We start from the raw sequence: 25,538 nt of genomic DNA, 5'->3' as shown, positions 1-25,538 counted from the left end.
ACCGGTACTAATAGGCCGAGGGCTTGTCCATAGTTGCTTGCGTCCACTGTGTAGCTCCCAGGCAGCAAACAGCCTGTCGGTTGAGCAAGAAGATCAACTGAACAGAGTGCTTGTTCGCTGACCTTGTCAGATTTCCGCCGTTATGGCGGTGATAGGGTTTCGGTGGTTATAGCGTTAGGGGAACGCCCGGTCACATTCCGAACCCGGAAGCTAAGCCTTTCAGCGCCGATGGTACTGCATGCGGGAGCGTGTGGGAGAGTAGGACGCCGCCGAACAATCTTTGAGAGGACCGTTGGTCCCAGCGACGCGCTGGGACCAACGGTCCTTTTTATTTTTCGCATGAGATCAAGGAGTCACCTCGATGTCCAATTCTTCTGAGGAGCGGCCTGACCGGCCGGACAGGCACGACCGGTCGCGTCGACAGGCTGGCGGCCGTGACCGAGGTGGCTTCGGACGCGGCGATCGTCGGGAGGGCCGGCAGGACTCTCGACGGGATCGAGAGGACCGCGGGCCGCGCGGTCCCCGCCGCGATGACGACCGGGGCCGTGGGGGCTTCCGTCGCGACGACCGCGGCCCGCGACGTGACGACGACCGCCATGGCTACGGCCGCCGCGACGACCGTGGTTTCCGTCGGGAGGATCGTCGGGATGACCGCGGGGATAGCCGTGGTTTCCGTCGGGATGACCGTCGGGATGACCGAGGCGGGTTCCGTCGGGAGGATCGTCGGNCCGTGGCTTTCGTCGGGATGACCGTCGGGATGACCGAGGCGGGTTCCGTCGGGACGATCGTCGGGATGACCGAGGCGGGTTCCGTCGGGACGACCGTGGGCCGCGGGGAGACCGACGCGACCAGCGGGGAGACGACCGTCGGGAGTTCCGCCCGCGCGGTGACCGTCCGGACTTCCGCGGCGACGACCGTCGGGACGACCGTAGGGGTTTCCGGCGTGACGAGCACCGGAGCGAGCGGGGTGGCGGCGAGCGCCGTGAGTTCCGCCCGCGCGGTGACCGTCCGGATTTCCGCCGCGACGACCGTCCCGGCTTCCGCCGCGACGACCGGCGTGAGGACCGTGGATTCCGCCGTGATGACCGCCGTGATGACCGCCGAGAGGGCCGCAGCGACGACCGGGGGCGCCGACCGTACGGCGGGGGCCGTGATCGTGCCGACCGCCGGGACGACCGGGGCCGGGGCGGCTACCGTGGCGGTGGTCCGCGCGGGCCGCGCTGGGATGACCGCGGCCGTGGCGAGGGGTATGGGCGTGGGCGTGACGACCGTCCGCGCGACCAGGTGCGGCGGCTGCCCATCCCGGAGGACGTCACCGGTGAGGAGATCGACAAGGATGTTCGCCAGGAGCTGATGAGCCTGCCGAAGACGCTTGCCGAGGACGTGGCCAAGAACCTGGTGATGGTGGCCCGGACGCTGGACGAGGACCCGCAGCAGGCCTATGGCTATGCGAAGGTCGCCCTGCGTCTGGCCTCGCGCGTCCCCGCTGTTCGGGAGGCGATGGGTTTCGCGGCGTACGGCGCCGAGAAGTACGCCGAGGCCCTGGCGGAGTTCCGCGCTGCTCGGCGCATGACGGGCTCGCAGCACCTGTGGCCGGTGATGGCCGACTGCGAGCGGGGCATGGGCCGCCCGGAGAAGGCGCTGGCCATGGCGGGGGAGCCGGAGGTGCAGCGCCTGGACAAGGCGGGCCAGGTGGAGATGCGCCTGGTGGCGGCCGGGGCGCGCCGTGACATGGGCCAGGCCGAGGCCGCCGTCGTTACGCTGCAGAGCCCGGAGCTGGCTTCGAGCTCGGTGCAGCCGTGGTCCGCGCGGTTGCGCTACGCCTACGCTGACGCACTGTTGGAGGTCGGGCGCGAGGCGGAGGCCCGTGAGTGGTTCGCCAGGGCGCTGGAGGCGGACCAGAGCGGTTCGACGGATGCCTCGGACCGGCTGGCCGAGCTGGACGGCATCGAGTTCCTGGACGCCTACGACGAGGAAGCCGACGCGGACTACGCCGACGCGGATGACGCGGAAGCGGACGTCGCTGACGAGGCCACCGCCGCTGGTGCCGACGCAGGCGAGGAGACGGGCAGGGGCGAGCTGGACGAGCAGAGCGGGGGGCGGGACGGCGACAGCTGAGGGCCGGGCCCGGTGAACACGCGTGGGCGGAACCCCCTCCAGGGGGTTCCGCCCACGTGTGTGTGGCCCTAGTCGTCGAGGGTGCGGAGGACGAGTCCGGTGGCCGGCTTGGGGCCGAACGAGGTGGACTTGCGGGGCATCGTCACGCCCTGCTCGGCGAGTTCGAGGACGGTGGACTCGGGGGTGGCCCGCATGAGGAGGGCGCTGCCGCCGGTCTGGGCGGCCTTGGTGACGGCGGCCTCGGCGGAGTGCAGGTAGCCGATGTCGCTCGGACGGTCCTGGATGCCCCACACGGTGTCCAGGAGCACGGAGTGCAGGACGGTGGCGTCCAGTTCGCGCCAGGCGGCCGGGCGGTCGCCGCGGACGGCCTCCTTGAGGAGCTTCGGCTCGGGGCGGTCCAGGAGGTGGAAGTGGCCGGGGCCGCCGCTGAGGATGTAGGCGTTGCCGGGGGTCTCCTCCAGGGCGGCGAGGGCGGCGGACAGCGGACCGTCGAGTGGTCGGACGCGGAAGGCGTCGCCGAGGCCGTCGAGCGCCGCCCGCGGGCTGAGCCCGGGGAGGAACCGGTGGATGGGGCTCACCTGGAGTGGGTAGCGCAGGGTGTCCACGAGCAGGACGAGGCCGTGCTGCCAGGTGGGGCGGCCGGGGTGTTCGTCGCGGAGCCGGAGGTAGGTGGCCCAGCGGTGGTGGCCGTCGCCGATGAGGGCCCGGCGCTGGGCGAGGTCCGCGTCGGCCTCGGCGATCTCGGAGGGGTCGGTGACGGCCCACAGCCGGTGGGCGACACCGTCGCTCGTGGTGGTGGTGAGGAGCGGGGGGCGCTGTGCGGCGCGCTCGATGACGGCCGTCGCGCCGCTCGCGGTGCCGTTGCCGCGGTACGACAGGAGCAGGGGGTCGAGGTTGGCGGCGGTCTCGCGCATGAGGGCGAGGCGGTCCTCGACGACCTGCGGCATGACGTCCTCGTGCGGCAGGACGACGCCGTCCTCGGGCGGGGACAGCCGCAGGGCGCCGATGAGGCCGCGCTGGAGCGTCTCGCCGTTGCGCTGCTCGTAGACGTACAGGGCGGGCTGCTCGTCCCGGGTGAGGATGCCCCGGGCCTCCCAGTCGCGGAGGGTCTGGGCTGCCTTGCGGTGGCGTTCCTCGGGGTCGTCGGTCTGCGGCAGGATCAGCCGGACGATGTTGTACGGGTCGGCCGTCTCCAGTTGGTGCAGCTGGTCCGGGCGGACGACGACGTCGTACGGCGGCGAGGTGACCGCGGCGAGGCTGCTGACCCGCTCGGGGGCGTAGCGCAGACCGCGGAAGGGGAGAAGGCGCAGACCGGCAGCATGCATCCCTGCATGCTAAGCCGCTTGGCAAGACCGCCGGGGCGGGGGTGAAGAATGACCGGGCGCGCACAGGACCGGTGCGGGCACAGGATCAGGAGGAGAGAGGCCCACCCATGCTGCGATCGTCCCGGGAGCCGTTGCACGCGGCGTACGACACGGCGCTGCTCGATCTGGACGGAGTCGTCTACGCGGGCGGGCGGGCCGTGGGGCACGCGGTGCCGGCGCTGGCCGCGGCCCGCTCGGCGGGGATGCGGCTCGCGTATGTGACGAACAACGCCTCCCGCACCCCGGAGGCGGTCGCCGAGCATCTCACGGAGCTCGGGGTCGCGGCGGAGGCGGCGGAGGTCGTCACCTCCGCGCAGGCGGTGGCGCGGCTGGTGGCCGAGCAGACGGAGCCGGGAGCGCGGGTGTTGTGCGTCGGCGGCGAGGGGCTGCGGGTGGCGCTCGCCGAGCGGGGTCTGCGCCTCGTGGAGTCGGCCGAGGACGAGCCGGTGGCCGTGGTCCAGGGCTACGGCGGCCCGGACCTCCCGTGGGGGCGGCTGGCCGAGGCCGCGCTCGCGGTGGGCCGGGGGGCGGCCTGGTACGCGTCCAACACGGATCTGACGATTCCGACGGGCCGGGGCGTCGCGCCGGGCAACGGGGCGGCCGTCGAGGTGGTCCGCATCGCCACGCGCTGGATGCGGGAGGCTCCGGAGCCGCGGGTGGCGGGCAAGCCGCTGCCGCCGATGCACCGTGAGACGATCCTGCGCACCGGGGCCCGGCGTCCGCTGGTGGTGGGGGATCGTCTCGACACCGACATCGAGGGTGCGCACGCCGGTGGAGTCGACTCGCTGCTCGTGCTGACGGGCGTGTGTGACGCGGCGCAGCTGCTGCGGGCCCGCCCCGAGCACCGGCCGACGTTCGTCGCGGCGGACCTGCGCGGCCTGCTGACGCCGCACACCCGGCCGGTGCCGGAGGAGGGGGCCTGGCGCTGCGGGGGCTGGACGGCGCGGGCCACCGCGCAGGAGGTGACGCTGGACGGCGACGGGGAGCCGCTGGACGGGCTGCGGGCCCTGTGCGGCGCTGCCTGGACGGCGGCGGGGGACGGGGCCTGTGCCCTGGACGTGGAGAAGGCGCTCGCCCGCCTCGGCCTGTAGCCGGGGGCGTCTTTGGCCGGGCGGGAGCCCTGGGCGTCAACCGGCCTCCCGGGGGCCCGGTGTGTCAGGAAGCGGCGCGCAGGGCCTCCTCCCTCAGCTCCTCCTCGGAAGCCCCGCGTCGCCAGTAGCCGGTGAACGCGACGGCCGAGCGGGGCAGTTCCCGTTCCCGGACGAGGTGCCGGCGCAGGGACCTGACCATGGCCGCCTCGCCCGCGATCCACGCGTACGGCGCCCCGCCGGGGAAGGGTTCGGCCCGGACGGCGTCCAGGAGGAGCTCGCCGTGCGTGGCGCCGAGCTCACGGACGAGCCAGGTGGTGTCGGCTCGGGCCCGGGTGGGCAGCGTCACGCGGTCCGCGGCGTCCGGGGTCTCGATCCACACCCGGGTCCGGTGGTCCGGGGGCAGGTCGCGCAGGATGCCCGCGATGGCCGGCAGCGCCGTCTCGTCGCCGGCGAGCAACGTCCAGCCGGCCCCGGGCGGCAGCCGGAAGCCGACGGCCTTGTTGTCGCTCACGGCGGGGCCGAGCAGGAGGACGCGGTCGCCGGGTGCGCAGCGCGCCGCCCAGCGGGCCGCCGGTCCGTCGTCGCCGTGCAGGGCGAAGTCGACGTCCACCTCTCCTCTTTCAGTGCGCTGTTCGCGCACGGTGTAGGAGCGCATGACGGCCCGCACGGCCGGGTCCATGGCGCGCCAGGCGGCGAACCAGCCCTCTTGCGCCGTCACGGGGACGACGGGCTCCTTCTGACCGGGGTGGGGCAGGAAGAGGGAGAAGCTCTGGTCACGGCCGCCGGAGGCGAAGGCGGTCAGCTCCTCGCCGCCGAGGGTGACGCGCGTCATGGTCGGGCTCAGCCGCCGGGAGCGCAGGACGTGCGCGGCGAAGAAGCGGAAGGGGGAGTCCTCGGTCACGGTCGGTACCTCCGGGTGTCGCGCGGGGCGTCATCGGTTCAGTTTCTTCGCGGTGCGGAGCGCCTGGGCGAGGTCTTCGAGGAGCGGGGCGCTGCCCGCCCAGCTGAAGCGCGGCACGGTGTCCCAGGCGGTGACCTGGCCGGCCTTGACGGCGGGCAGTTCGCGCCAGGTGGGCTTGGACTCGAGGGCCTCGGGCTGGAGGGCGACCGTGCGGCTGTCCAGCATGATGAGGTCGGCCTCGTACTTGGCGGCGTTCTCCCAGCTCAGTGTCTCGAAGTAGCCGCCCGCGTCGAGGTTCTCGGGCACCACGATGTCGACGCCGAGCTGCTTGAAGTACATCAGGTCGGTGCTGATGCCGGGGTTGGAGACGTAGAAGTGGTCGGCGGCTCCGGAGGCGGCCAGCACCCGCAGGCCGCCGACGGCCCTGGCGGCCTGGCGCAGCGACTCGGCGGCGTCCTCGAACCGCTTCCTGGCGTCCAGGACGGGCTGGGCCTCGAGGTCGGCGCCCAGGGACTCGGCGAGCTCGGCGTACCGGCGGATCGGTTCGGGCAGCGGGACGCCGGCGACGGAGACGGCGACGCTGGGCGCCAGCCGCAGGATCTTCTCCTTGCCCTCCTCGGGCACGTACCACAGGGCGCCCGGGTCGTACTGGTGGGTGACGAGCAGTTCGGGACGCAGTCTGGCGTAGGTCTCGATGTCGAACTCGCCGTAGGCGTTGCCCACGATCTCCACGGTGTCGATGTCGAGTTCGCCGGCGAGCGGATCGGGCGTGCCGTCCTTCCGCCGGGTCTCGCCGAAGACCCCGGCGACGCGTGCGCCGAGGCCCAGGTCGTGGAGGGCGGCCGCGGTGCCGGTGAAGGCGACGATCCGTTCGGGCCGGGTGTCCGCGGTCACCTTCTCGTCCCGGTCGTCGGTGAACGTCCAGGACTGGCCGCCGTCTTCGCCGCTCCCGCCGCCTTCGCGTGACCCGCAGCCCGTCAGGAGGGTGCCGATGCCGAGGGCGCCTGCGGCGGTGAGCAGGCCGCGGCGGGACACGGTGAGAGGGCGGGCAGTGCGCATGGTGGTGCCTTCTTTCGGGGGGTGGGCGCGGTGACGCGGCGCGCGTGTGTGTGGTCGGGAGCGTGCGGGCCCGCGGCAGCCGGAGCGCACGACGTGACCGGGGGTGTGCCGCGCGGGCATGCCGGGCCGCGGCGAGGGGTCCGCGAACCCGGCATGCGTATTAGGTTAACCTTACCTAAGTTGTTGTCCAGTTGGCCGGGTGCCCCGCGCTCCCGTGGCCCCGACCGGAGCCCGCACGTGACGCTCACCAAGCCCCCCGGGGCCGGGGCCGCAGGACCGGCCGCCGACCACGCTCCCGCCTCCCCGCGCGTGCTCGGCAGGTCCGCCGCCCGCGCCACCGGCCTCCTGGCCGCCCTGCTCGCGCTGCTCCTCGTCCTCGTGCTCAGCATCGCCCTGGGGGCCAAACCCCTTCCCGCGGGCGCCGTCTGGCCCGGGCTCACCGATCCCGCCTCGCCCGACCACACCGTCGTCCACGACATGCGCCTGCCGCGCACCCTCCTCGGGCTCCTCGCCGGTCTGGCCCTTGGACTGGCCGGCGCGGTGATGCAGGCCCTCACCCGCAACCCGCTCGCCGACCCCGGGCTCCTCGGCATCAACGCGGGCGCCTCGGCCGCCGTGGTCTCCGCCATCGCCTTCCTCGGCGTCGGCACGTACACCGGCTACGTGTGGTTCGCCTTCGCCGGGGCGGCGGCCGTCTCCGCGCTCGTCTACACCGTCGGCGGCGGGCGCGGCGCCACGCCCGCCCGGCTCGCCCTGGCCGGGGCCGCCCTCAACGCGGCGCTCTACTCCTACGTCAACGCCGCGATGATCCTCGACGCCGCCTCGCTGGAGCGCATGCGGTTCTGGACGGTCGGCTCCCTGGCCGGGGCCCGGGCCGAGACCGTCGGGCACCTGCTGCCGTTCGTCGCGGCCGGGGCTCTGCTCGCCCTCGCGCTCGGACGCCCGCTCAACGCCATGGCGATGGGCGACGACGCCGCCCGCGCCCTCGGCGCCCGCCCGGCCCTGGTCCGGGCCGGAGCCGTGGCGGCCGTGACCCTGCTGTGCGGGGCGGCCACCGCCGCGTGCGGGCCCATCGTCTTCGTCGGCCTCCTCGTGCCGCACCTCGTGCGCTCACTCACCGGCCCCGACCTGCGCTGGCTGCTGCCGTACTGCGCCGTCCTCGCCCCCGTGCTGCTCCTCGGGGCAGACGTGGCCGGCCGGCTGGTGGCGCGTCCCGGTGAGCTCCAGGTCGGCATCGTCACGGCCGTGCTGGGCGGGCCGGTGTTCCTGTACTTCGTGCGGCGCGGAAGGGCGGTGAAGGCATGAGCGGCCCCCGGACCCTGCGCCGCGGCCCCTACTCCGTGCGCTGTCACCCGAGGGCCCTGGCCGTCGGCGCCCTGTGCGCCCTGCTGGCCCTGGCCCTCGGGCTCGTGGCCGTGGGCAGCGGTGCCTATCCGCTGCCGCCGGCGGACGTCCTGCGCACCCTGGCCGGGCAGGGCCACCCCGCCGACGTCTTCGTCGTCCGCGACGTCCGGCTGCCCCGCGTCGTCACGGCACTGCTGGTCGGGGCCGCGCTCGGCACGGCCGGAGCGCTGTTCCAGTCGCTCACCCGCAACCCGCTGGGCAGCCCCGACGTGCTGGGCTTCACCCAGGGCGCGGCCACCGGCGCGCTCGTCGCCATCGTCGTGGCCGGCGGCGGCAGCCTGGCCCTGGCCGGGGGCGCGGCCCTCGGCGGCCTCCTGACCGGAGCGGCCGTGTACCTGCTCGCCCGGCGGCACGGCGTGCACGGCTACCGGCTGATCCTCGTCGGCATCGGCGTCATGGCCGTGCTCACCGGCGTCAACGGCTACCTCCTGACGCGGGCGCGCATCGAGGAGGCGGGCCGGGCCGTGCTGTGGCTGACGGGCAGCCTCGACGGGCGCGGCTGGGACAGCGCCCTGCCCCTGCTGGCCGTGCTCCTCGCCGTGCTGCCCGTCGCGCTCGGCGGCGGACGGGCCCTGCGCCTGGTCGAGCTGGGGGACGACGCCGCCGCCTCTCTCGGCGTCCGCGTGGAACGGCTGCGGCTCGTCCTGCTGGCCGCCGGGGTGCTGCTGGCCTCCGCCGCCGCGGCGGCCGCCGGGCCGGTCTCGTTCGTCGCGCTGACCGCGCCCCAGCTCGCCCGGCGGCTCACCCGCACGCCCGGCCCCCACCTGCTGCCCTCGCTGTGTCTGGGCGCCGCCCTCGTCGTCGGCGCCGACCTGCTGGCCAGGCACGCCGTCCCGGGGCGCCTGCTGCCCGTCGGCGTCGTCACCGGCCTGCTCGGCGGCGTCTACCTGGTGTGGCTGCTGGTCGGCGAGCGGCGGGCGGGCCGGATATGACCGACGGCCACCGCACGCCACCGCGTACGCAGGAAGCACCGAACACACCGAGAGCAGTCACGGGAGGAAGGACGGACATGGCCGGGACCAGGGCCGCGAGCCGACTGCGCGGCGAGGGGCTCACCCTCGCCTACGACCGCCGGGTCATCGCCGAAGGGCTGGACGTCGCGGTGCCCGACGGCTCCTTCACCGTCATCGTCGGCCCGAACGGCTGCGGCAAGTCCACCGTGCTGCGGGCCCTGGCCCGGATGCTGCGGCCGCGGGCCGGCACGGTCCTGCTCGACGGCCGCGACCTGCACTCCCTGTCCGCCCGGCAGGTGGCCCGCACCCTCGGCCTGCTGCCGCAGTCCTCGACCGCCCCCGACGGGATCACGGTCGCGGAGCTCGTCGCCCGCGGCCGCTACCCGCACCAGGGTCTGCTGCGCCAGTGGTCCCGGGAGGACGAGCGGATCGTCGCCGAGTCGATGGCGGCCACCGGCATCCGGGACCTGGCCGACCGCCACGTCGACGAACTCTCCGGAGGCCAGCGCCAGCGCGTGTGGATCGCCATGGCCGTCGCCCAGCGCACGCCCGTCCTGCTGCTCGACGAGCCGACGACCTACCTGGACATCCAGCACCAGATCGACGTGCTCGACCTGTGCGCCCGGCTCCACGAGGAAGAGGGCCGCACTCTGGTCGCCGTGCTGCACGACCTCAACCACGCCGCCCGCTACGCCACCCATCTCATCGCCCTGCGCGAGGGGCGAATCGTGGCACAGGGCACGCCCGGCGACATCGTCACCGCCGAACTGGTGGCGGACGTCTTCGGGCTGCGCTGTCAGGTCATCGAGGACCCGGAGACGGGAACACCGCTGGTGGTCCCGGCCGCCCGGAGGCGGGCGGCCGTGTAGCGTCGGGGTCATGGAGCGCACGGACGAGACCGCCGTTCCCGGCGGCGTACCGCACCGGCCGTCGGCCGCCCCCGCGCCGGCGCGGCACCCGGAGGCCGCCCCCGCGCCGGAGACCGGGGCGCGCGAGCCCGAGGCGCGAGAGCCAAAGGCGCCCGAGCCCGAGGCCGAGGCCGCGGAGCCCGGTTCCGCGGAACCCGCGGGGCCCGCCGTGGCCGGGGGAGGACCCCGCCCGCTCGGCGTCGTCGTCCAGCCCACCGGCCATCCGGAGGTCGACGCCGGGCTGCGGCGTCTCGCCGACACCGACCGGCTCGACGTCCCGGACCATCTGGACGTGTACGAAGATGTGCACCACGGTCTGCGCAGCACGCTGACCGCGTTGGACCAGCACGAACCCGGGAGCTGAACCTCAGGTGGCCGCAACACGCCCTCGCCGAGCCCGACTCGACGCGGAACTGGTACGCCGCAGACTGGCGCGCTCGCGTGAGCACGCGGGCCAGCTCATCGCCGCCGGACGGGTCACCGTGGGCGGCGCGACGGCCGCCAAGGCCGCCACCCAGGTCGAGACGGGCGCCGCCATCGTCGTGCGCCCCGACGACAACGACCCCGACTACGTCTCGCGCGGCGGCCACAAACTCGCCGGGGCGCTCGCCGCGTTCACCCCGCGGGGGCTGGCCGTCACCGGGCGCACGGCCCTCGACGCGGGCGCCTCCACCGGCGGCTTCACCGACGTGCTGCTGCGCGCGGGCGCCCGCAGGGTGTTCGCGGTCGACGTCGGGTACGGTCAGCTCGCCTGGTCCCTGCAGGCCGACGAGCGCGTCGTCGTCAAGGACCGCACCAACGTGCGCGAGCTCACTCCGCGGACGCTCGACGGGGAGCGGGCCGACATCGTCGTCGGCGACCTGTCCTTCATCCCGCTGGGCCTGGTGCTGCCCGCCCTCGTCGACTGCTCCGCCCCGGACGCCGACCTCGTGCTCATGGTCAAGCCCCAGTTCGAGGTCGGACGCGAACGGCTCGGCAGCGGCGGCGTCGTGCGCAGCCCGCAGCTGCGGGCGGAGGCGGTGCGCACCGTGGCCGGACAGGCGGCGGCCCACGGACTCGGCGTGCTCGGTGTCACGGCCAGCCCCCTGCCCGGCCCCTCCGGCAATGTCGAATACTTCTTGTGGCTGCGTGCCGGGGCACCCGACCTCGACCCGGCCGACGTCGACCGAGCCGTGGCGGAGGGGCCCCAGTGACGACCGTGAACAGCGAGAGCGACCCGGCACCGCGACGCACCGTCTTCCTGCTCGCCCACACCGGGCGGCCGGCGGCCGTGCGCAGCGCCGAACTCCTCGTCCAGGGGCTGCTGCGGCACGGCATCGGCGTCCGGGTGCTGGCCGACGAGGCGCGGGACCTGCCGCTGCCATCGGCCGTTGAGGCCGTGGACCCGGGCGAGGACCTCCTGAACCAGTGCGAACTGCTCGTCGTCCTCGGCGGCGACGGCACCCTGCTGCGCGGAGCCGAGTTCGCCCGCGCCTCCGGGGTACCCATGCTGGGCGTCAACCTCGGCCGCGTCGGCTTCCTCGCCGAGGCCGAGCGCGACGACCTCGACCGCGTCGTCAAGCGGGTCGTGGCCCGGGACTACGAGGTCGAGGAGCGCATGACGATCGACGTCCTCGTGCGCAACGGCGGCAGCGACGGCGAACCCGTCCACACCGACTGGGCCCTCAACGAGGCCTCGGTGGAGAAGGCGGCCCGCGAACGCATGCTGGAGGTCGTCACCGAGGTCGACGGCCGCCCGGTCTCGCGCTTCGGCGGCGACGGCGTCGTGTGCGCCACGCCCACCGGCTCCACCGCCTACGCCTTCTCCGCGGGCGGCCCGGTCGTGTGGCCCGAGGTGGAGGCCCTCCTCATGGTGCCCATCAGCGCCCACGCCCTGTTCGCCAAGCCGCTGGTGACCTCCCCGGCCTCGGTCCTGGCCGTCGAGGTGCAGCCGCAGACGCCCAACGGCGTGCTGTGGTGCGACGGCCGCCGGACGGTGGAGCTGCCCGCGGGCGCCCGTGTCGAGGTGCGCCGCGGTGCCGTACCCGTCCGGCTGGCCCGCCTCCACCACGCGCTGTTCACAGACCGCCTGGTCGCCAAGTTCGCCCTGCCGGTGGCCGGCTGGCGCGGCGCGCCGCACTGAGACGGGGCCGCGGACCCCGCGCCGCCCCGGCGACAGGCCGGGTGCGCGGCGCACGCCCTGCCGGAATCACCGCCCACCGGGACCGCCGCACGCGGCCGACCGCGTATGGTCGTACCCGTGTTGGAGGAGATGCGGATCCAGGCCCTGGGCGTGATCGACGACGCCGCCTTCGAACTGTCTCCCGGCTTCACCGCGGTGACGGGCGAGACGGGCGCCGGGAAGACGATGGTCGTCACCAGTCTCGGGCTGCTGCTGGGCGGACGGGCGGACGCGGCGCTGGTCAGGGTCGGCGCCAGGGCGGCGGTGGTCGAGGGCCGCATCGCCGTACCCGAGGACGGTCCCGTGGCCCGGCGCGCCGCCGAGGCGGGCGCCGAGCTGGACGAGGGCGCCCTGCTCGTCACCCGCACCGTCTCCGCCGAGGGCCGCTCCCGCGCCCACGTCGGCGGCCGTTCCGTGCCCGTGGGCCTGCTCGGCGAGCTGAGCGACGAGCTCGTCGCCGTGCACGGCCAGACCGACCAGCAGGGCCTGCTGCGCCCGGCCCGCCAGCGGCAGGCACTCGACCGGTTCGCCGGGGACGCGGTCGCCGGTCCGCTGGCCGACTGGAGCGAGACCTACCGCCGACTGCGCACCGTCAGCGCCCGGCTGGAGGAGCTGACCACCCGCGCCCGCGAGCGTGCCCAGGAGGCCGACCTGCTGCGCTTCGGCCTCGAGGAGGTCGCCGCCGCCGAGACGCGCGCCGGGGAGGACACCGAGCTGGCCGCCGAGGCCGAACGGCTCGGGCACGCCGAGGCGCTGGCCTCCGCCGCCGCGCTCGCCCACGGGGCGCTCGCCGGTGACCCGGCCGACCCGGAGTCCGTGGACGCGGCCGCGCTGGTGGCCGCCGCCCACCGCTCCCTCGACGGGGTGCGGGCCCACGATCCCGCCCTGGCCCAGCTCGCCGAACGGCTCGGCGAGGTCCAGATCCTCCTCGCCGACGTCGCCGGCGAACTCGCCGGATACGCCGACGACCTGGAGGCCGACCCGCTGCGGCTGTCCGCCGTCGAGGAGCGCCGCGCCGCGCTCACCCAGCTCACCCGCAAGTACGGCGGTGCCCAGGGCGACATCGCCGCCGTCCTGGCCTGGGCGGAGAACGGCGCCGCCCGGCTCGCCGAGCTGGACGGCGACGACGACCGGATCGGCGAGCTCACCGCCGAACGCGACGCGCTGCGCGCCGAACTCTCCCGGCTCGCCCTGCTGCTCACCCAGGCACGGCAGGACGCCGCCAAGCGGTTCGCCGACGCCGTCACCGCGGAGCTGGCCGAACTGGCCATGCCGCACGCCCGCGTCTCCTTCGCGCTGCGCCGCACCGAGGACCCGGAGGGCATCGAGGTGGACGGCCGGACCGTCGCCTTCGGCCCGCACGGCACCGACGAGGTGGAGCTGCTGCTCGCCCCGCACCCCGGAGCACCGCCCCGGCCCATCGCCAAGGGGGCCTCCGGCGGTGAACTCTCCCGGGTGATGCTCGCCGTCGAGGTGGTCTTCGCCGGTTCGGACCCGGTACCCACCTATCTGTTCGACGAGGTCGACGCGGGCGTCGGCGGCAAGGCGGCCGTCGAGGTGGGGCGCCGCCTCGCCCGGCTGGCCCGCAGCGCCCAGGTCGTCGTCGTCACGCATCTGCCGCAGGTGGCCGCCTTCGCCGACCGCCACCTGGCCGTGCGCAAGACCAGCGAGGGCTCGGTCACGCGCAGCGGCGTCCAACGGCTGGACGGCGAGGACCGAGTTCGCGAGCTGTCCCGGATGCTGGCCGGCCAGGAGGACTCCGAACTCGCCCGCGCCCACGCCGAGGAGCTGCTCGCCGCGGCGCGGGCGGACGGCTGAGGCCCCCGGTGGAACCCGGAACCGACGCCGAGCGGCGGGCGGGGCTGCCCTGGCGCACCGTCCAGGTGCTCGGCGGGGACAGCCTGGGCACCGGCGTCCACGTGCGTTCGCTCGCCGCCGGGCTGGCCGCCCGGGGGGTACGGGTCACCGTCTGCGCCCCGCGCGGTGCCGAGCGGTGCTACCGGTTCACGTCGGTCGGCGCCCACTTCGCGCCGCTGTCGGTACGCCACCGGGCCCAGGCCGTCGCCCTGCTGCGCTCGGTCAGCGCCGACGCCGACCTGGTGCACGCCCACGGGATGCGTGCCGGGCTGCTCGCCTCGCTCGCCCTGCGCGGCCGTCGGCGCGTTCCGCTGGTGGTGAGCTGGCACACGCGGGGGGACTCGGGCGGTGTGGCCGCTCCGCTGACGCGGCTGCTGGAGCGCCGGGTGGTCCGCGCGGCGCGGCTCGTGCTCGGCGCGACCCCGGAGCTGGTGGCGGCGGCCCGCGAGCACGGGGCCCGGGACGCCCGGCTGGCGCCCGTGGCCCTGCCCGCGCTGACGCCCGAGGGCGGGGCGGAGGAGACGGCGCGGGACAAGGCACGCGCGGAACTCGGTGCCCTGGACCGGCCGCTCGTCGTCGCCGTCGGGCGGCTCGTGTCGGACCGGGGTCTTGACGCCCTGCTCGCCGCGGCCGCGGCCTGGGGCCGGCGGGCGCGGCGGGCGGCCCCGCCGCTGGTGGCCCTCGTCGGCGCCGGGCCCGAGCAGGCGGCCGTCCAGCGCCGGGTGCACGGCGAGGGACTTCCCGTGGCGCTCCTCGGGCGGCGGGAGGACGCGCTGACGCTGCTGGCCGCCGCCGACGTGGCCGTCCTCAGCGGCCGGCGTCCCGGCCGGAGCCTGCTGGCCCAGGAGGCCCTGCGCTCGGGTGTGCCGTTGGTCGCCACCCGGACGGGAGGCCTGGCCGAACTCGTTGGCGACGCGGCGCTGCTGGTGCCCTACGGCGACGCCGAGGCGCTCACGGAGGCCGTCGAGGCGCTGCTGACCGAGCCGGAGCTGCGGGAGCGGCTCACGGCGGCAGGGCGCGAACAAGCGGGCCGGTGGCCGACGGAGGACGCGACCGTCGCTCATGTGCTCAGTGTCTATGACGAGTTGGCCGGCGCGGTCTCGGACTGGTGAGCGGCCCCGCGCCGCGGCGCGGGGCCGACAGGCGGGTCCCCGCGCCCGTTCCGGGGCCGTGGGCGGCGTCAGCCGCCGTAGGCGCCGGACGCCGTCAGCCGCAGCGCGGTGTCGATCAGCGGCACGTGGCTGAAGGCCTGCGGGAAGTTGCCGACCTGCCGCTTCAGCTTCGGGTCCCACTCCTCGGCCAGGAGCCCGAGGTCGTTGCGCAGGGAGAGCAGCTTCTCGAACAGCTGCCGCGCCTCGTCCACCCGGCCGATCATGGCGAGGTCGTCGGCGAGCCAGAACGAGCACGCCAGGAACGCGCCCTCGTCGCCTTCCAGCCCGTCCACCCCCGGGGTCGCGCCGGCCGTCGGATAGCGCATCACGAAACCGTCCTCGGTGGACAGCTCGCGCTGGATGGCCTCGATGGTGCCGATGACGCGCTTGTCGTCCGGCGGCAGGAAGCCCATCTGCGGGATGAGGAGCAGCGAGGCGTCCAGCTCCTGGGAGCCGTAGGACTGGGTGAAGGTGTTGCGCTCCTTGTCGTAGCCCCTCTCACACACCGTGCGGTGGATCTCGTCGCGCAGGTCGCGCCAGCGCTCCAGGGGCCCGTCCACCTCACCGGACTCGATGAGCTTGACCGTGCGGTCCACCGCCACCCAGGCCATGACCTTCGAGTGGACGAAGTGCCGACGTGGCCCGCGGACCTCCCAGATGCCCTCGTCCGGCTCGTCCCAGTGGTCCTCCAGGTACCGGATCAGCTTGAGCTGGAGCAGACTCGCGTAGTCGTTGCGGGCCAGCCCGGTCATGTGGGCGAGGTGCAGGGCCTCGGTGACCTCGCCGTAGACGTCGAGCTGGAGTTGCCCGGCCGCCCCGTTGCCGACCCGGACCGGAGTGGAGCCCTCGTAGCCGGGCAGCCAGGTCAGCTCCGTCTCACCCAGCTCGCGCTCGCCCGCGATGCCGTACATGATCTGCAGGTTCTCCGGGTCGCCGGCGACGGCGCGCAGTAGCCACTCGCGCCACGCCCGGGCCTCGTCCCGGTAGCCGGTGCGCAGCAGGGAGGAGAGGGTGATCGCGGCGTCCCGCAGCCAGGTGAAGCGGTAGTCCCAGTTGCGGACGCCGCCGATGTCCTCGGGCAGCGAGGTCGTGGGGGCGGCGACGATGCCGCCGGTCGGTGCGTAGGTGAGGGCCTTGAGCGTGATGAGCGAGCGGATGACGGGCTCGCGGTAGGGGCCGTGGTACGTGCAGTGCGCGATCCAGTCCCGCCAGAACTCCTCGGTGTTCTCCAGCGCGACGTCGGGCTCGGGGTAGGGCGGGGGCTTCAGGTGCGAGGCCTGCCAGCTGATGGTGAAGGCCACCCGCTCGCCGGGGGCGACGGTGAAGTCGGAGTACGTCGTCAGGTCCTTGCCGTACGTCTCGGCCTCGGTGTCCAGCCAGACGGAGTCGGGTCCGGCGACCGCGACGGTGCGGTGGTCGATCTTGTGGACCCAGGGCACGACCCAGCCGTAGGAGAAGCGCATCCGCAGCGCGGAGGTCATGCGCACGCGGCCGCTGACGCCCTCGACGATCCGCACGAGTTGCGGCGCGCCGTCACGGGGCGGCATGAAGTCGATGACCCGGACGGTGCCGCGGTCGGTGTCCCACTCCGACTCGAGGACCAGCGAGTCGCCCCGGTAGCGGCGACGGTCGGCCGGGCGGGGCTCCTCGCCGCCCATTGGCGTCGGTCCCAGCCGCCAGAAGCCGTTCTCCTCGGTGCCGAGCAGCCCGGCGAAGATGGCGTGGGAGTCGAAACGGGGCAGGCACAGCCAGTCGGCCGTGCCGTCACGCCCGATCAGGGCAGCCGTCTGCATGTCCCCGATGAGTGCGTAGTCCTCGATGCGCCCGGCCACAGGCATCTCCAGTCGAACGGCGTCACGCCCCCCGTGGGACGCACGGATCTCTACTCCTGCCCAGCGAATATCCAGGCAGCATACGACGCTGAGCGGCAGTACCGCCCAGTCGTCACGATAGGCCGACTCCCGCTGTCCGGTCACATCGTCGGACTCCGTGCTGGACCCTCGGGCGACCGGTGGTGGAGCCGTGAAGCGGAGGTGACGCGTCCGCGTGCGATGTGCACGATGGCCGCACGTCGCGGGGTCCGCTCGGCTGATACCCTGGTAGCCCGTGGAGCGGAGGGTGCCGAGTCCGCCAGTGACAGGGCCCCCAACCCCAGCAGCAGCACCTCAGCAGCCGTACCCCCGATTCGTCCGGTGGGTGGCGTTGAGCACCTCACCTCGCGACCACGGGAGCCCCCCTTTGGCCATGCCGCCCAAATCCTTGACGACCAAGCACCTCTTCGTCACCGGGGGTGTCGCCTCCTCGCTCGGCAAGGGCCTGACCGCTTCCAGCCTCGGCGCGCTTCTCAAGGCCCGCGGCCTGCGGGTCACCATGCAGAAGCTGGACCCGTACCTCAACGTCGACCCCGGCACGATGAACCCCTTCCAGCACGGCGAGGTGTTCGTCACCAACGACGGCGCCGAGACCGACCTGGACATCGGCCACTACGAGCGCTTCCTCGACGTGGACCTCGACGGTTCCGCCAACGTCACCACCGGCCAGATCTACTCCTCGGTGATCGCCAAGGAGCGGCGCGGCGACTACCTCGGCGACACCGTTCAGGTGATTCCGCACATCACGAACGAGATCAAGCACCGCATCCGCCGCCTGGCCACCGAGGACGTCGACGTCGTCATCACCGAGGTCGGCGGGACCGTCGGCGACATCGAGTCGCTGCCGTTCCTGGAGGCCGTGCGCCAGGTCCGGCACGAGGTCGGCCGGGACAACGTCTTCGTCGTCCACATCTCGCTGCTGCCCTACATCGGCCCCTCCGGCGAGCTGAAGACCAAGCCGACGCAGCACTCCGTGGCCGCCCTGCGCAACATCGGCATCCAGCCCGACGCGATCGTCCTGCGCGCCGACCGCGAGGTGCCCACGGCCATCAAGCGCAAGATCTCGCTGATGTGCGACGTGGACGAGGCCGCCGTCGTCGCCGCCATGGACGCCAAGTCGATCTACGACATCCCCAAGGTGCTGCACGCCGAGGGGCTGGACGCCTACGTCGTCCGCCGCCTCGACCTGCCGTTCCGTGACGTGGACTGGACGCAGTGGGACGACCTGCTCGGCCGCGTCCACGAGCCCGACCACGAGGTGACGGTCGCTCTCGTCGGCAAGTACATCGACCTGCCCGACGCCTACCTCTCCGTGACCGAGGCGCTGCGGGCGGGCGGCTTCGCCAACCGCACCCGGGTCAAGATCAAGTGGGTCACCTCCGACGAGTGCGGCGCGCCCGGCGGCGCCGAGCGGCTCCTGGGTGACGTGGACGCCGTCTGCATCCCCGGCGGCTTCGGCGAGCGCGGGGTGGAGGGCAAGCTGACGGCCATCCGCTACGCCCGCGAGAACCGCATCCCGCTGCTCGGCCTGTGTCTGGGCCTGCAGTGCATCGTCATCGAGGCCGCCCGCAACCTGGCCGGGATCGAGGGCGCCAACTCCACCGAGTTCGACTCCGGGACCCCCCACCCGGTGATCTCCACGATGGCCGAGCAGCTCGACATCGTCGCCGGTGAGGGCGACATGGGCGGGACGATGCGGCTGGGCCTGTACCCGGCGAAGCTCGCCGAGGGCTCGATCGTGCGCGAGGTCTACGGCGGGGAGCCCTACGTCGAGGAGCGCCACCGCCACCGCTACGAGGTCAACAACGCCTACCGCGGTGAGCTGGAGAAGGCGCAGGTCGTGTTCTCCGGCACCTCGCCCGACAACAAGCTCGTCGAGTACGTCGAGTACCCGCGCGAGGTCCACCCGTACCTCGTCGCCACCCAGGCCCACCCCGAGCTGCGTTCTCGTCCGACCCGGCCGCACCCGCTCTTCGCCGGCCTGGTCAAGGCCGCCGTCGAGCGGCAGCAGGGGTCCCGGTGACCGGCGTTCCGGCCGGTCCCGCCGGCCCGCTGAGCGACAGCCCCGAGCAGTGGCGGGTCACCGCCACCTCGGTGCCGTTCAGCGGGCCCAAGACGGGCGTCCGCACCGACGAGGTCGTCATGCCCGACGGCGGCACCACGGGGCGCGACTACCAGACGCACCCCGGCTCCGTCGCCGTGCTGGCGCTGGACGAGGCGGGCCGGGTGCTGGTCCTGAAGCAGTACCGGCACCCGGTGCGGCACCGGCTCTGGGAGCTTCCGGCCGGGCTGCTGGACGTCCCGGGCGAGAACCCGCTGCACGCCGCCCAGCGCGAGCTGTACGAGGAGGCGCATGTCAAGGCGGAGGACTGGCACGTCCTCACCGACGTCTACACCAGCCCCGGCGGCTCCGACGAGGCGGTGCGGATCTTCCTGGCCCGGGAGCTGTCGGCGGCCGAGGGCGAGCGCTACGAGGCGCTGGAGGAGGAGGCCGACATGGAGCTGGCCCGGGTTCCGCTGCCCACGCTGGTCCGCGGTGTCCTGGAGGGTGAGCTGCACAACGGCATCCTGGCGCTCGGCGTGCTCGCGCTGAGCGCCGCGCGGGCGGGCGGGGGCGTGGCCGGGCTGCGTCCGGCCGACGCGCCCTGGCCGGCCCGTCCGTACTCCGCCTGAGCCGCGCTCCTCCGCCTGAGCCGCACTCGCGCGCGGTTCCGCCTGCGCGTACGGAGTACGCCCCGCCCCGGTGCGCGGCCCCGGGGCGGACGTACGGCTCCGATGCGGTGATATGACAGCCTGTCCATCACCGGATGTGACCGCCTCTGCACTACGCTCGCGGCGTGATGGATCAGGCGGTGCACAGCGGTGTCCACGAAGCCCCCTTCATCGGCCGGGCGCCCGAGCTCGCGGCGCTGCGGGCGGACGTCGACCGGGCCGGTCTGGAGACCCTGGCGGGGCGCCCCGTCCCCCGCGCGCGGGTCCTCCTCGTCGCGGGCCCGCCCGGCTCCGGCCGCACCGCGCTGGCCGAGGAGTTCCTCCGCGGTCTCGCGCCCGACTACCCCGACGGCCTCCTGCGCGCCCGGCTCACCGAGCCCGGCGGGGCACCCGTGCCGGTGGAGCGCACCGCGCGCGAACTGCTGGACGGACTCGGCGTCCCCGCGCGTCCGGGCGACGGCCCCGACGAGCTCACCGAGGCGCTCCGAGGCGCCCTGCGCGACCAGCGGGCCCTGCTGCTCCTCGACGACGTCGCCGCGGCCGAACAGCTCACCGAGCTGCTGCCCGACGAGCGCGGATGCCTGGTGCTGGCCACCGCCGAGGGGCCGCTGAGCGGGGTAGCCGACGTGCGGCCCTGCACCCTCGGCGGGCTGGACCCGGCCGCCGCCGTCGCCCTGCTCGCCGCCCGGGCCGGCTCCGACCTGCGGTTCACCGTCGACCCCCGGGCCGCCGAGCGTCTCGCCGCCGCCTGCGCGCACCACCCCGCCTCCCTGGTGCTGGTCGGCGGCTGGCTGGCCGTCCACCCGCACACCTCGATGCTCGACGCCGCGCGGCGGCTGGCCGAGGCCCGTGGCGACACGCCGCTGGAACGCGCCTTCGACCTCGTGCACAGCGCGCTGCCCACGCGGCACGTCCGGCTGCTGCGGCTGCTGTGCCTGGCCCCGGACGGCTTCGTCGACGCCCCGCTCGCCGCCGCCCTGGCCGGCTGGGACGTCCCGGCCGCCGACGCCGCCCTGGCCGAGTTCCTCCGGCTCGGCCTGCTCCAGCGGCTCCCTGAAGGAGCCTGCCGGGTGCCGCCCTGCCTGGACGCCCTGCTGCGCCGGGAGCTCGACGCCCGGGAACGCCCCGCCGAGGTCCAGCTCGCCCGGGCCCGGATGCTGGAACGCTCGGTGCGGCAGCTGCGCTCCTGCTGGGCCGTGACCGAACCGGTGGGCTCCCCGCCGCGCCGGGAGCTGGGCAGGGAACCGCGTCCGCTGCGGTTCGAGACCCGGCGCGAGGCCGCCGCCTGGCTCGGCTCCCGCCTGCCCGCGCTGCTCGCCGGGGCCCGTCTGGCGGCCGCCGACGGCGAGCTGGACACCCTGGCGCGCCGCTTCGTGGCGGCCCTGGCCCGGGCCCTGAACGCGCACCGCGCCCCGGAGCACACGGCCGCCGAGCACTACCGGCTGCACGAGCTCGTCCTCGAGGTCGCCGAGCGCCGCGCCCTGCACCGGGAGCGGGCCGCCGCACTGCTCAACCTCGGCGACCTCGACGCGTGGACGGGACGCCTCACGCTCGCCGCCGAGCGCTACCGGGCAGCGCTGGCCGCCGTCCGCGCCGACGGCGGCGGTGACGTGGAGGCGGCCGTGCGGGCCATGGGCTCCCTGGGAGACACCTATGCCGAGCGGTCCGACCCCGCGCGGGCCGAGGACTGGTACGGACGGGCCCTCGCCCTGTGTCTGAACACGGACGACCAGGAGGGCGCGGCCCGGCTGCACGGCCGTCTCGGCACCGTCCACCGCATGGCGGGGCGGTGGGGGGAGGCCCTGCGCGCCTGGAAATCCGCGGCCGGAATCCACCGCAGGCTACGGAATCCGCAGGCCCAGGCGCGGGCGCTGGGCGAGGTGGCCCGCGTACAGGAGGAGGCCGGCCACGCGCACGACGCACTGCGGACCCGCCACCAGGCACTGGAGCGGGCTCGGGAGGCGCGGGACGCGCGGCTGGAGGCGGCCCTCGGCCTGCGGCTGGCGGAGTCCTGCGCCCGGGTGGGCGACGCCGCGGGCGCGGCGGCCCATCGGGCGGCCGCCCAGCGGCTGCTGGAGGAGCCGGGGCCCTCGGCCGGTCCGGCCGCGACGGTCGTCCCGCCGCGCCCGGAGCCGCGTCCCGCCGGGGCGGGGGCGGCGCCCGGCGCCGAAGCGGAACCCCGGGAGGAGGAGCGGTCCGGTGCGGGCGCGCCGGTCGGGCCGGATGCCGGGGAAGAGGCGGGCGAGGAAGCGGAGCCGCCGGGGGGAGCTACTGCCGAGGAACCACCCCGCCCGTCGAGCCCCTGAGCCGCCTACCTACGAATTCCATAGTCATCACGGAAAAGTTTCCTCGTTTGTAAGGCTAGACACCACGGCGTCCTTCATTAGACTGGCAGAGCCGTGGTCATCGTGACCGCTACACGGCTACTTCCGGCATGACCGGCATGGCCGGACGCGAAGGCGTTCGTCCGCATATGCTGCTGTACGGGGAGGTGGCGTCGATGTGCCCGGCCTGTCTCCAGCCCCCAGATTCCAAGGAACCGTGATCGACGTGAAGGTCGGTATCCCCCGCGAGGTCAAGAACAACGAGTTCCGCGTGGCCATCACGCCGGCCGGCGTGCACGAGCTCGTCCGAGGCGGGCATCAGGTCTACGTGGAGCAGAACGCCGGTGTCGGCTCCTCCATCTCCGACGAGGAGTACATCGCCGCAGGTGCCACCATCCTGGACACCGCGGACGAGGTGTGGGCCACCGCCGATCTGCTGTTGAAGGTCAAGGAGCCGATCGCGGAGGAGTACCACCGGCTCCGCAAGGACCAGACGCTCTTCACCTACCTGCACCTCGCCGCCTCCCGTGAGTGCACCGACGCGCTGCTCCAGTCCGGCACGACGGCCATCGCCTACGAGACGGTCGAGACGGCGAACCGCGCCCTGCCGCTCCTGGCCCCGATGTCGGAGGTGGCCGGCCGGATCGCCCCGCAGGTGGGCGCCTACCACCTGATGCGCTCGGCCGGCGGCCGCGGCGTGCTGCCCGGCGGCGTCCCCGGCGTCCACGCGGGCAAGGCCGTCGTCATCGGCGGCGGCGTCTCCGGCTGGAACGCCACCCAGATCGCCGTGGGCCTCGGCTTCCACGTGACGCTGCTGGACAAGGACATCACCAAGCTGCGCGAGGCCGACAAGATCTTCGGCACCAGGGTGCGCGCGATCTCCTCCAACTCCCTGGAGCTGGAGAAGGCGGTCCTGGAGGCCGACCTCGTCATCGGCGCCGTGCTCATCCCCGGCGCGAAGGCGCCGAAGCTGGTCACCAACGAGCTGGTGTCCCGGATGAAGCCCGGAAGTGTCCTTGTCGACATCGCGATCGACCAGGGCGGCTGCTTCGAGGACTCCCGTCCCACCACGCACGCCGAACCGACCTTCCGCGTGCACGACTCGGTGTTCTACTGCGTCGCCAACATGCCCGGCGCGGTGCCCAACACCTCCACCTACGCGCTGACGAACGCCACGCTCCCCTACATCCTGGAGCTGGCCAACCGCGGCTGGGCCGAGGCCCTGCGCCGGGACGCCGCGCTGGCCAAGGGGCTCAACACCCACGACGGCAAGGTCGTGTACGGCCCGGTCGCCGAGGCCCACGGGCTGCCCCGGGTCGAGCTGGCCGACCTGCTCGGCTGAGCGAACGCCGAAGACGGCCATCGCACGGCCCCGGCCGGATCGTTCCCCCGCGACCCGGCCGGGGCCGCGGCGTGTCGCCCCCCCCGTGCACGCCGCCGCGTGGAGCAACTCGCGCCGAACGAGGCGGTTTCGGCCGAAGTGCGCGCCCCGGGCGCCCCGACACCTTCCTCCCCGCCCTCGCACGCCCTTGACAACCGGGTGTTCGGTTCCCGACACATCGTGCCCACTGGGCCGTTTGTGTTGCTGAGGACTGCCGACTCGCCATAGAGTCACCAAACGTCGGCATGGTGCCACGCTGACCTGTCTAGAAATTCCCTGGTCGCCAAGGAGGTAAGACGACTTGTGAATGAGTCGACATTTACTCCCGGGGGTGGCCAACCAGGAACACCTGCGCCGGGCCCGGAGCCCGCCGGGCGGCAGGCTGTCGGCTCCGTCGCTGTCCGCACCTTCACCGCACACCAGGACTCCACGCGCATGACAGCCCATCAGAGCCAGCAGAGCAGCACGGACCAGAACCGCGGGGACACCATGACCGGTCACGCGGCGCACGGTTTCCCGGAATACGAGGCGGACATGCCGGACGGTCACTTCTACGACCCGGACGCGGAGTTCGAGCCCGATCCGGAGTACGCCGCCACCCTCGCCCCCGACGCCGCCCGGCAGCGCCGGGAGCGCATCGGTCCCACCGGCCGCCCGCTGCCGTACTTCCCGATCCCCGGCCCGGTCAGCGAGCACGGCCCGGCGAAGATCATCGCCATGTGCAACCAGAAGGGCGGCGTCGGCAAGACGACGTCGACCATCAACCTCGGCGCCGCGCTCGCCGAGTACGGACGCCGCGTCCTCCTCGTCGACTTCGACCCGCAGGGCGCCCTGTCCGTCGGCCTCGGCGTCAACCCGATGGAGCTCGACCTCACCGTCTACAACCTGCTCATGGAGCGGGGCATGACGAGCGATGAGGTCCTGCTCAAAACGGCCGTCGCCGGAATGGACCTGCTGCCCAGCAACATCGACCTGTCGGCGGCGGAGGTCCAGCTCGTGAGCGAGGTGGCCCGGGAGTCCACGCTCCAGCGCGCCCTCGAACCGCTGCTGCCCGACTACGACTTCGTCGTCATCGACTGCCAGCCCTCGCTCGGTCTGCTCACGGTCAACGCGCTCACCGCGGCCCACAAGGTGATCGTGCCGCTGGAGTGCGAGTTCTTCGCGCTGCGCGGCGTCGCGCTGCTCACCGAGACCATCGAGAAGGTGCAGGAGCGACTCAACCCGCAGCTGGAGCTCGACGGCATCCTGGCCACGATGTACGACTCGCGCACCGTGCACAGCCGCGAGGTGCTGGCCCGCGTCGTCGAGGCGTTCGACGACAACGTGTACCACACGGTCATCGGACGCACCGTGCGCTTCCCGGAGACCACGGTGGCCGGTGAACCCATCACGACCTACGCCTCGAACTCCGTCGGCGCCGCCGCCTACCGACAGCTCGCCAGGGAGGTGCTCGCCCGGTGCCACGCCGAGTGAGTCTCCCGGCGGCCGACGAGCTGTTCCGCACCACCGGGGGCGGTGGCGTCCAGCCGTCCTCGCCCCAGCCGGCGCAACAGCCCGCCGGACCGCCCCAGCAGTCCCAGCCGCCGGGTGCCGAGAGCACGACCCAGCGCGGGGCGGGGCGGGCGGCGCCCGCCGAACCGCGTCCGGCGGGCGAGTCGTCCGAGGAGCACAGCGGGCGCGACACCGCCCGCCCCGGGGCGCCGGCCGGGGAGCAGCCGCACGTGCCGCCTCCGGCTCCCCGGCGGCAGCCTCCGGCCCCGCGGAGCAGGAGCGCGACGGCCGGGACACCCCGCCGTGCGCGGGCACCGCGCAGGCCCAGCGGCCGGGAACGCCACGACGAGAAGATCACGGTCTACGTCTCCGCCGAGGAGCTCATGGACCTGGAGCACGCCCGTCTCGTGCTGCGCGGCGAACACGGCCTGGCCGTCGACCGCGGCCGCATCGTCCGCGAGGCCGTGGCTGTCGTCCTGGCCGACCTTGAGGCCCGGGGGGACGCCAGCATCCTCGTCCGGCGGCTGAGCGGTAACTGACGACCGCCCCCAGGGGCGCGTCCGGCCGGGCGCGTGACAGGCCTTCCGTCGCCTGGTGCAGCGGTAGGGTGCCATCGCGATGACCATGTCCGACCCCTCCGCCACGACACCACGGCCCCGCCGCCGTGCCCTCGGGCGCGGGGGAACGGCGGAGTCCGCGGGGGAGTCCGGCCCGGCCCCGGTGCCGGCGCCCGCCGAGCCCGCGGCGGCGCCCACGGCAGCCACTGCGCCGGTCGAGCCCGCCGCGCCCGCC

General features: G+C 74.3%; 21 protein-coding genes and 1 rRNA gene. 18 read left to right on the top strand and 4 right to left on the bottom strand.

Features of this window, described 5'->3' with window-relative positions:
- The first annotated feature begins 158 nt into the window (after positions 1 to 158).
- From rrf to HPT28_RS24150, 3 genes are all read left to right on the top strand, one after another.
- Positions 159 to 275 (top strand): 5S ribosomal RNA (gene rrf, locus HPT28_RS24160).
- 455 nt (positions 276 to 730) lie between these two features.
- Positions 731 to 1,354 carry a hypothetical protein gene (locus tag HPT28_RS24155; protein WP_219093617.1) on the top strand — a complete coding sequence of 208 codons (624 nt, stop codon included), beginning with the start codon at positions 731 to 733 and terminating at the stop codon, positions 1,352 to 1,354.
- Positions 1,354 to 2,118 (top strand): tetratricopeptide repeat protein, encoded by a 765-nt coding sequence (locus tag HPT28_RS24150; RefSeq protein ID WP_257579341.1) that lies wholly within the window; start codon positions 1,354 to 1,356, stop codon positions 2,116 to 2,118. The genes HPT28_RS24155 and HPT28_RS24150 overlap by 1 nt, the downstream gene beginning before the upstream one ends.
- Before the next feature lie 68 nt (positions 2,119 to 2,186).
- Here the strand turns inward: HPT28_RS24150 and HPT28_RS24145 are convergent, their stop codons facing one another.
- On the bottom strand, positions 2,187 to 3,443 hold the full coding sequence (locus HPT28_RS24145) for a DUF1015 domain-containing protein (RefSeq protein ID WP_219093614.1): 1,257 nt from the start codon (positions 3,441 to 3,443) through the stop codon (positions 2,187 to 2,189).
- 107 nt (positions 3,444 to 3,550) lie between these two features.
- Between HPT28_RS24145 and HPT28_RS24140 the strand changes: the two genes are divergently transcribed.
- On the top strand, positions 3,551 to 4,573 hold the full coding sequence (locus HPT28_RS24140; RefSeq protein ID WP_219093611.1) for an HAD hydrolase-like protein: 1,023 nt from the start codon (positions 3,551 to 3,553) through the stop codon (positions 4,571 to 4,573).
- Positions 4,574 to 4,637: 64 nt separating this feature from the next.
- Here the strand turns inward: HPT28_RS24140 and HPT28_RS24135 are convergent, their stop codons facing one another.
- Together HPT28_RS24135 and HPT28_RS24130 are read right to left on the bottom strand one after the other, a co-directional pair.
- Positions 4,638 to 5,474: a siderophore-interacting protein gene (locus HPT28_RS24135; protein ID WP_219093608.1), complete on the bottom strand. Its 837-nt coding sequence runs from the start codon at positions 5,472 to 5,474 to the stop codon at positions 4,638 to 4,640.
- Between the two features lie 30 nt (positions 5,475 to 5,504).
- Positions 5,505 to 6,533 carry an ABC transporter substrate-binding protein gene (locus HPT28_RS24130; RefSeq protein ID WP_219093605.1) on the bottom strand — a complete coding sequence of 343 codons (1,029 nt, stop codon included), beginning with the start codon at positions 6,531 to 6,533 and terminating at the stop codon, positions 5,505 to 5,507.
- A gap of 237 nt (positions 6,534 to 6,770) precedes the next feature.
- Between HPT28_RS24130 and HPT28_RS24125 the strand changes: the two genes are divergently transcribed.
- From HPT28_RS24125 to HPT28_RS24090, 8 genes are all read left to right on the top strand, one after another.
- Positions 6,771 to 7,838 (top strand): FecCD family ABC transporter permease, encoded by a 1,068-nt coding sequence (locus tag HPT28_RS24125; RefSeq protein WP_374227011.1) that lies wholly within the window; start codon positions 6,771 to 6,773, stop codon positions 7,836 to 7,838.
- A complete protein-coding gene (locus tag HPT28_RS24120) occupies positions 7,835 to 8,869 on the top strand; it encodes an iron chelate uptake ABC transporter family permease subunit (RefSeq protein ID WP_219093600.1) in 1,035 nt (344 codons plus the stop codon). Before HPT28_RS24125 ends, HPT28_RS24120 begins: the two co-directional genes overlap by 4 nt.
- A gap of 77 nt (positions 8,870 to 8,946) precedes the next feature.
- Complete coding sequence (locus HPT28_RS24115; protein WP_219093598.1) at positions 8,947 to 9,759, top strand: ABC transporter ATP-binding protein; 813 nt, start codon at positions 8,947 to 8,949, stop codon at positions 9,757 to 9,759.
- Positions 9,760 to 9,769: 10 nt separating this feature from the next.
- Positions 9,770 to 10,162, top strand: a complete 393-nt coding sequence (locus HPT28_RS24110) for a hypothetical protein (RefSeq protein WP_257579340.1) — start codon at positions 9,770 to 9,772, stop codon at positions 10,160 to 10,162.
- 7 nt (positions 10,163 to 10,169) lie between these two features.
- Positions 10,170 to 10,991 (top strand): TlyA family RNA methyltransferase, encoded by an 822-nt coding sequence (locus HPT28_RS24105; protein WP_219093595.1) that lies wholly within the window; start codon positions 10,170 to 10,172, stop codon positions 10,989 to 10,991.
- Positions 10,988 to 11,920 carry an NAD kinase gene (locus HPT28_RS24100; RefSeq protein ID WP_308119491.1) on the top strand — a complete coding sequence of 311 codons (933 nt, stop codon included), beginning with the start codon at positions 10,988 to 10,990 and terminating at the stop codon, positions 11,918 to 11,920. The genes HPT28_RS24105 and HPT28_RS24100 overlap by 4 nt, the downstream gene beginning before the upstream one ends.
- A gap of 105 nt (positions 11,921 to 12,025) precedes the next feature.
- The gene (gene recN, locus HPT28_RS24095; RefSeq protein WP_219093592.1) at positions 12,026 to 13,777 is read left to right on the top strand and encodes a DNA repair protein RecN; all 1,752 of its coding nucleotides are present in this window, start codon (positions 12,026 to 12,028) and stop codon (positions 13,775 to 13,777) included.
- 8 nt (positions 13,778 to 13,785) lie between these two features.
- Complete coding sequence (locus tag HPT28_RS24090; protein WP_308119489.1) at positions 13,786 to 14,928, top strand: glycosyltransferase family 4 protein; 1,143 nt, start codon at positions 13,786 to 13,788, stop codon at positions 14,926 to 14,928.
- Between the two features lie 68 nt (positions 14,929 to 14,996).
- Here HPT28_RS24090 and HPT28_RS24085 read toward each other — a convergent pair whose 3' ends face one another.
- The gene (locus HPT28_RS24085; RefSeq protein WP_219093629.1) at positions 14,997 to 16,805 is read right to left on the bottom strand and encodes a glycoside hydrolase family 15 protein; all 1,809 of its coding nucleotides are present in this window, start codon (positions 16,803 to 16,805) and stop codon (positions 14,997 to 14,999) included.
- Between the two features lie 406 nt (positions 16,806 to 17,211).
- On the opposite strand from HPT28_RS24085, the gene HPT28_RS24080 reads away from it, so the two are divergent.
- The 6 genes from HPT28_RS24080 to HPT28_RS24055 all read left to right on the top strand — a co-directional run bounded on the left by HPT28_RS24080 (position 17,212) and on the right by HPT28_RS24055 (position 25,285).
- Positions 17,212 to 18,861, top strand: a complete 1,650-nt coding sequence (locus HPT28_RS24080; protein WP_219093589.1) for a CTP synthase — start codon at positions 17,212 to 17,214, stop codon at positions 18,859 to 18,861.
- Positions 18,858 to 19,511 (top strand): NUDIX hydrolase, encoded by a 654-nt coding sequence (locus HPT28_RS24075; RefSeq protein ID WP_308119487.1) that lies wholly within the window; start codon positions 18,858 to 18,860, stop codon positions 19,509 to 19,511. Before HPT28_RS24080 ends, HPT28_RS24075 begins: the two co-directional genes overlap by 4 nt.
- A 167-nt stretch (positions 19,512 to 19,678) precedes the next feature.
- Positions 19,679 to 21,856 (top strand): tetratricopeptide repeat protein, encoded by a 2,178-nt coding sequence (locus HPT28_RS24070; RefSeq protein ID WP_219093622.1) that lies wholly within the window; start codon positions 19,679 to 19,681, stop codon positions 21,854 to 21,856.
- Positions 21,857 to 22,100: 244 nt separating this feature from the next.
- Positions 22,101 to 23,216: an alanine dehydrogenase gene (gene ald, locus HPT28_RS24065; protein ID WP_219093620.1), complete on the top strand. Its 1,116-nt coding sequence runs from the start codon at positions 22,101 to 22,103 to the stop codon at positions 23,214 to 23,216.
- Between the two features lie 342 nt (positions 23,217 to 23,558).
- A complete protein-coding gene (locus tag HPT28_RS24060; protein ID WP_219093587.1) occupies positions 23,559 to 24,728 on the top strand; it encodes a ParA family protein in 1,170 nt (389 codons plus the stop codon).
- A complete protein-coding gene (locus HPT28_RS24055; RefSeq protein ID WP_219093585.1) occupies positions 24,713 to 25,285 on the top strand; it encodes a hypothetical protein in 573 nt (190 codons plus the stop codon). The genes HPT28_RS24060 and HPT28_RS24055 overlap by 16 nt, the downstream gene beginning before the upstream one ends.
- Positions 25,286 to 25,538: the final 253 nt, after the last annotated feature.

The organism is Streptomyces sp. JJ38 (assembly GCF_019303475.1).
In the GTDB taxonomy this organism is placed as follows: domain Bacteria; phylum Actinomycetota; class Actinomycetes; order Streptomycetales; family Streptomycetaceae; genus Streptomyces.
The sequence above is the reverse complement of the archived record's forward strand: the minus strand, read 5'-3'. Positions and strand labels throughout refer to the sequence as shown.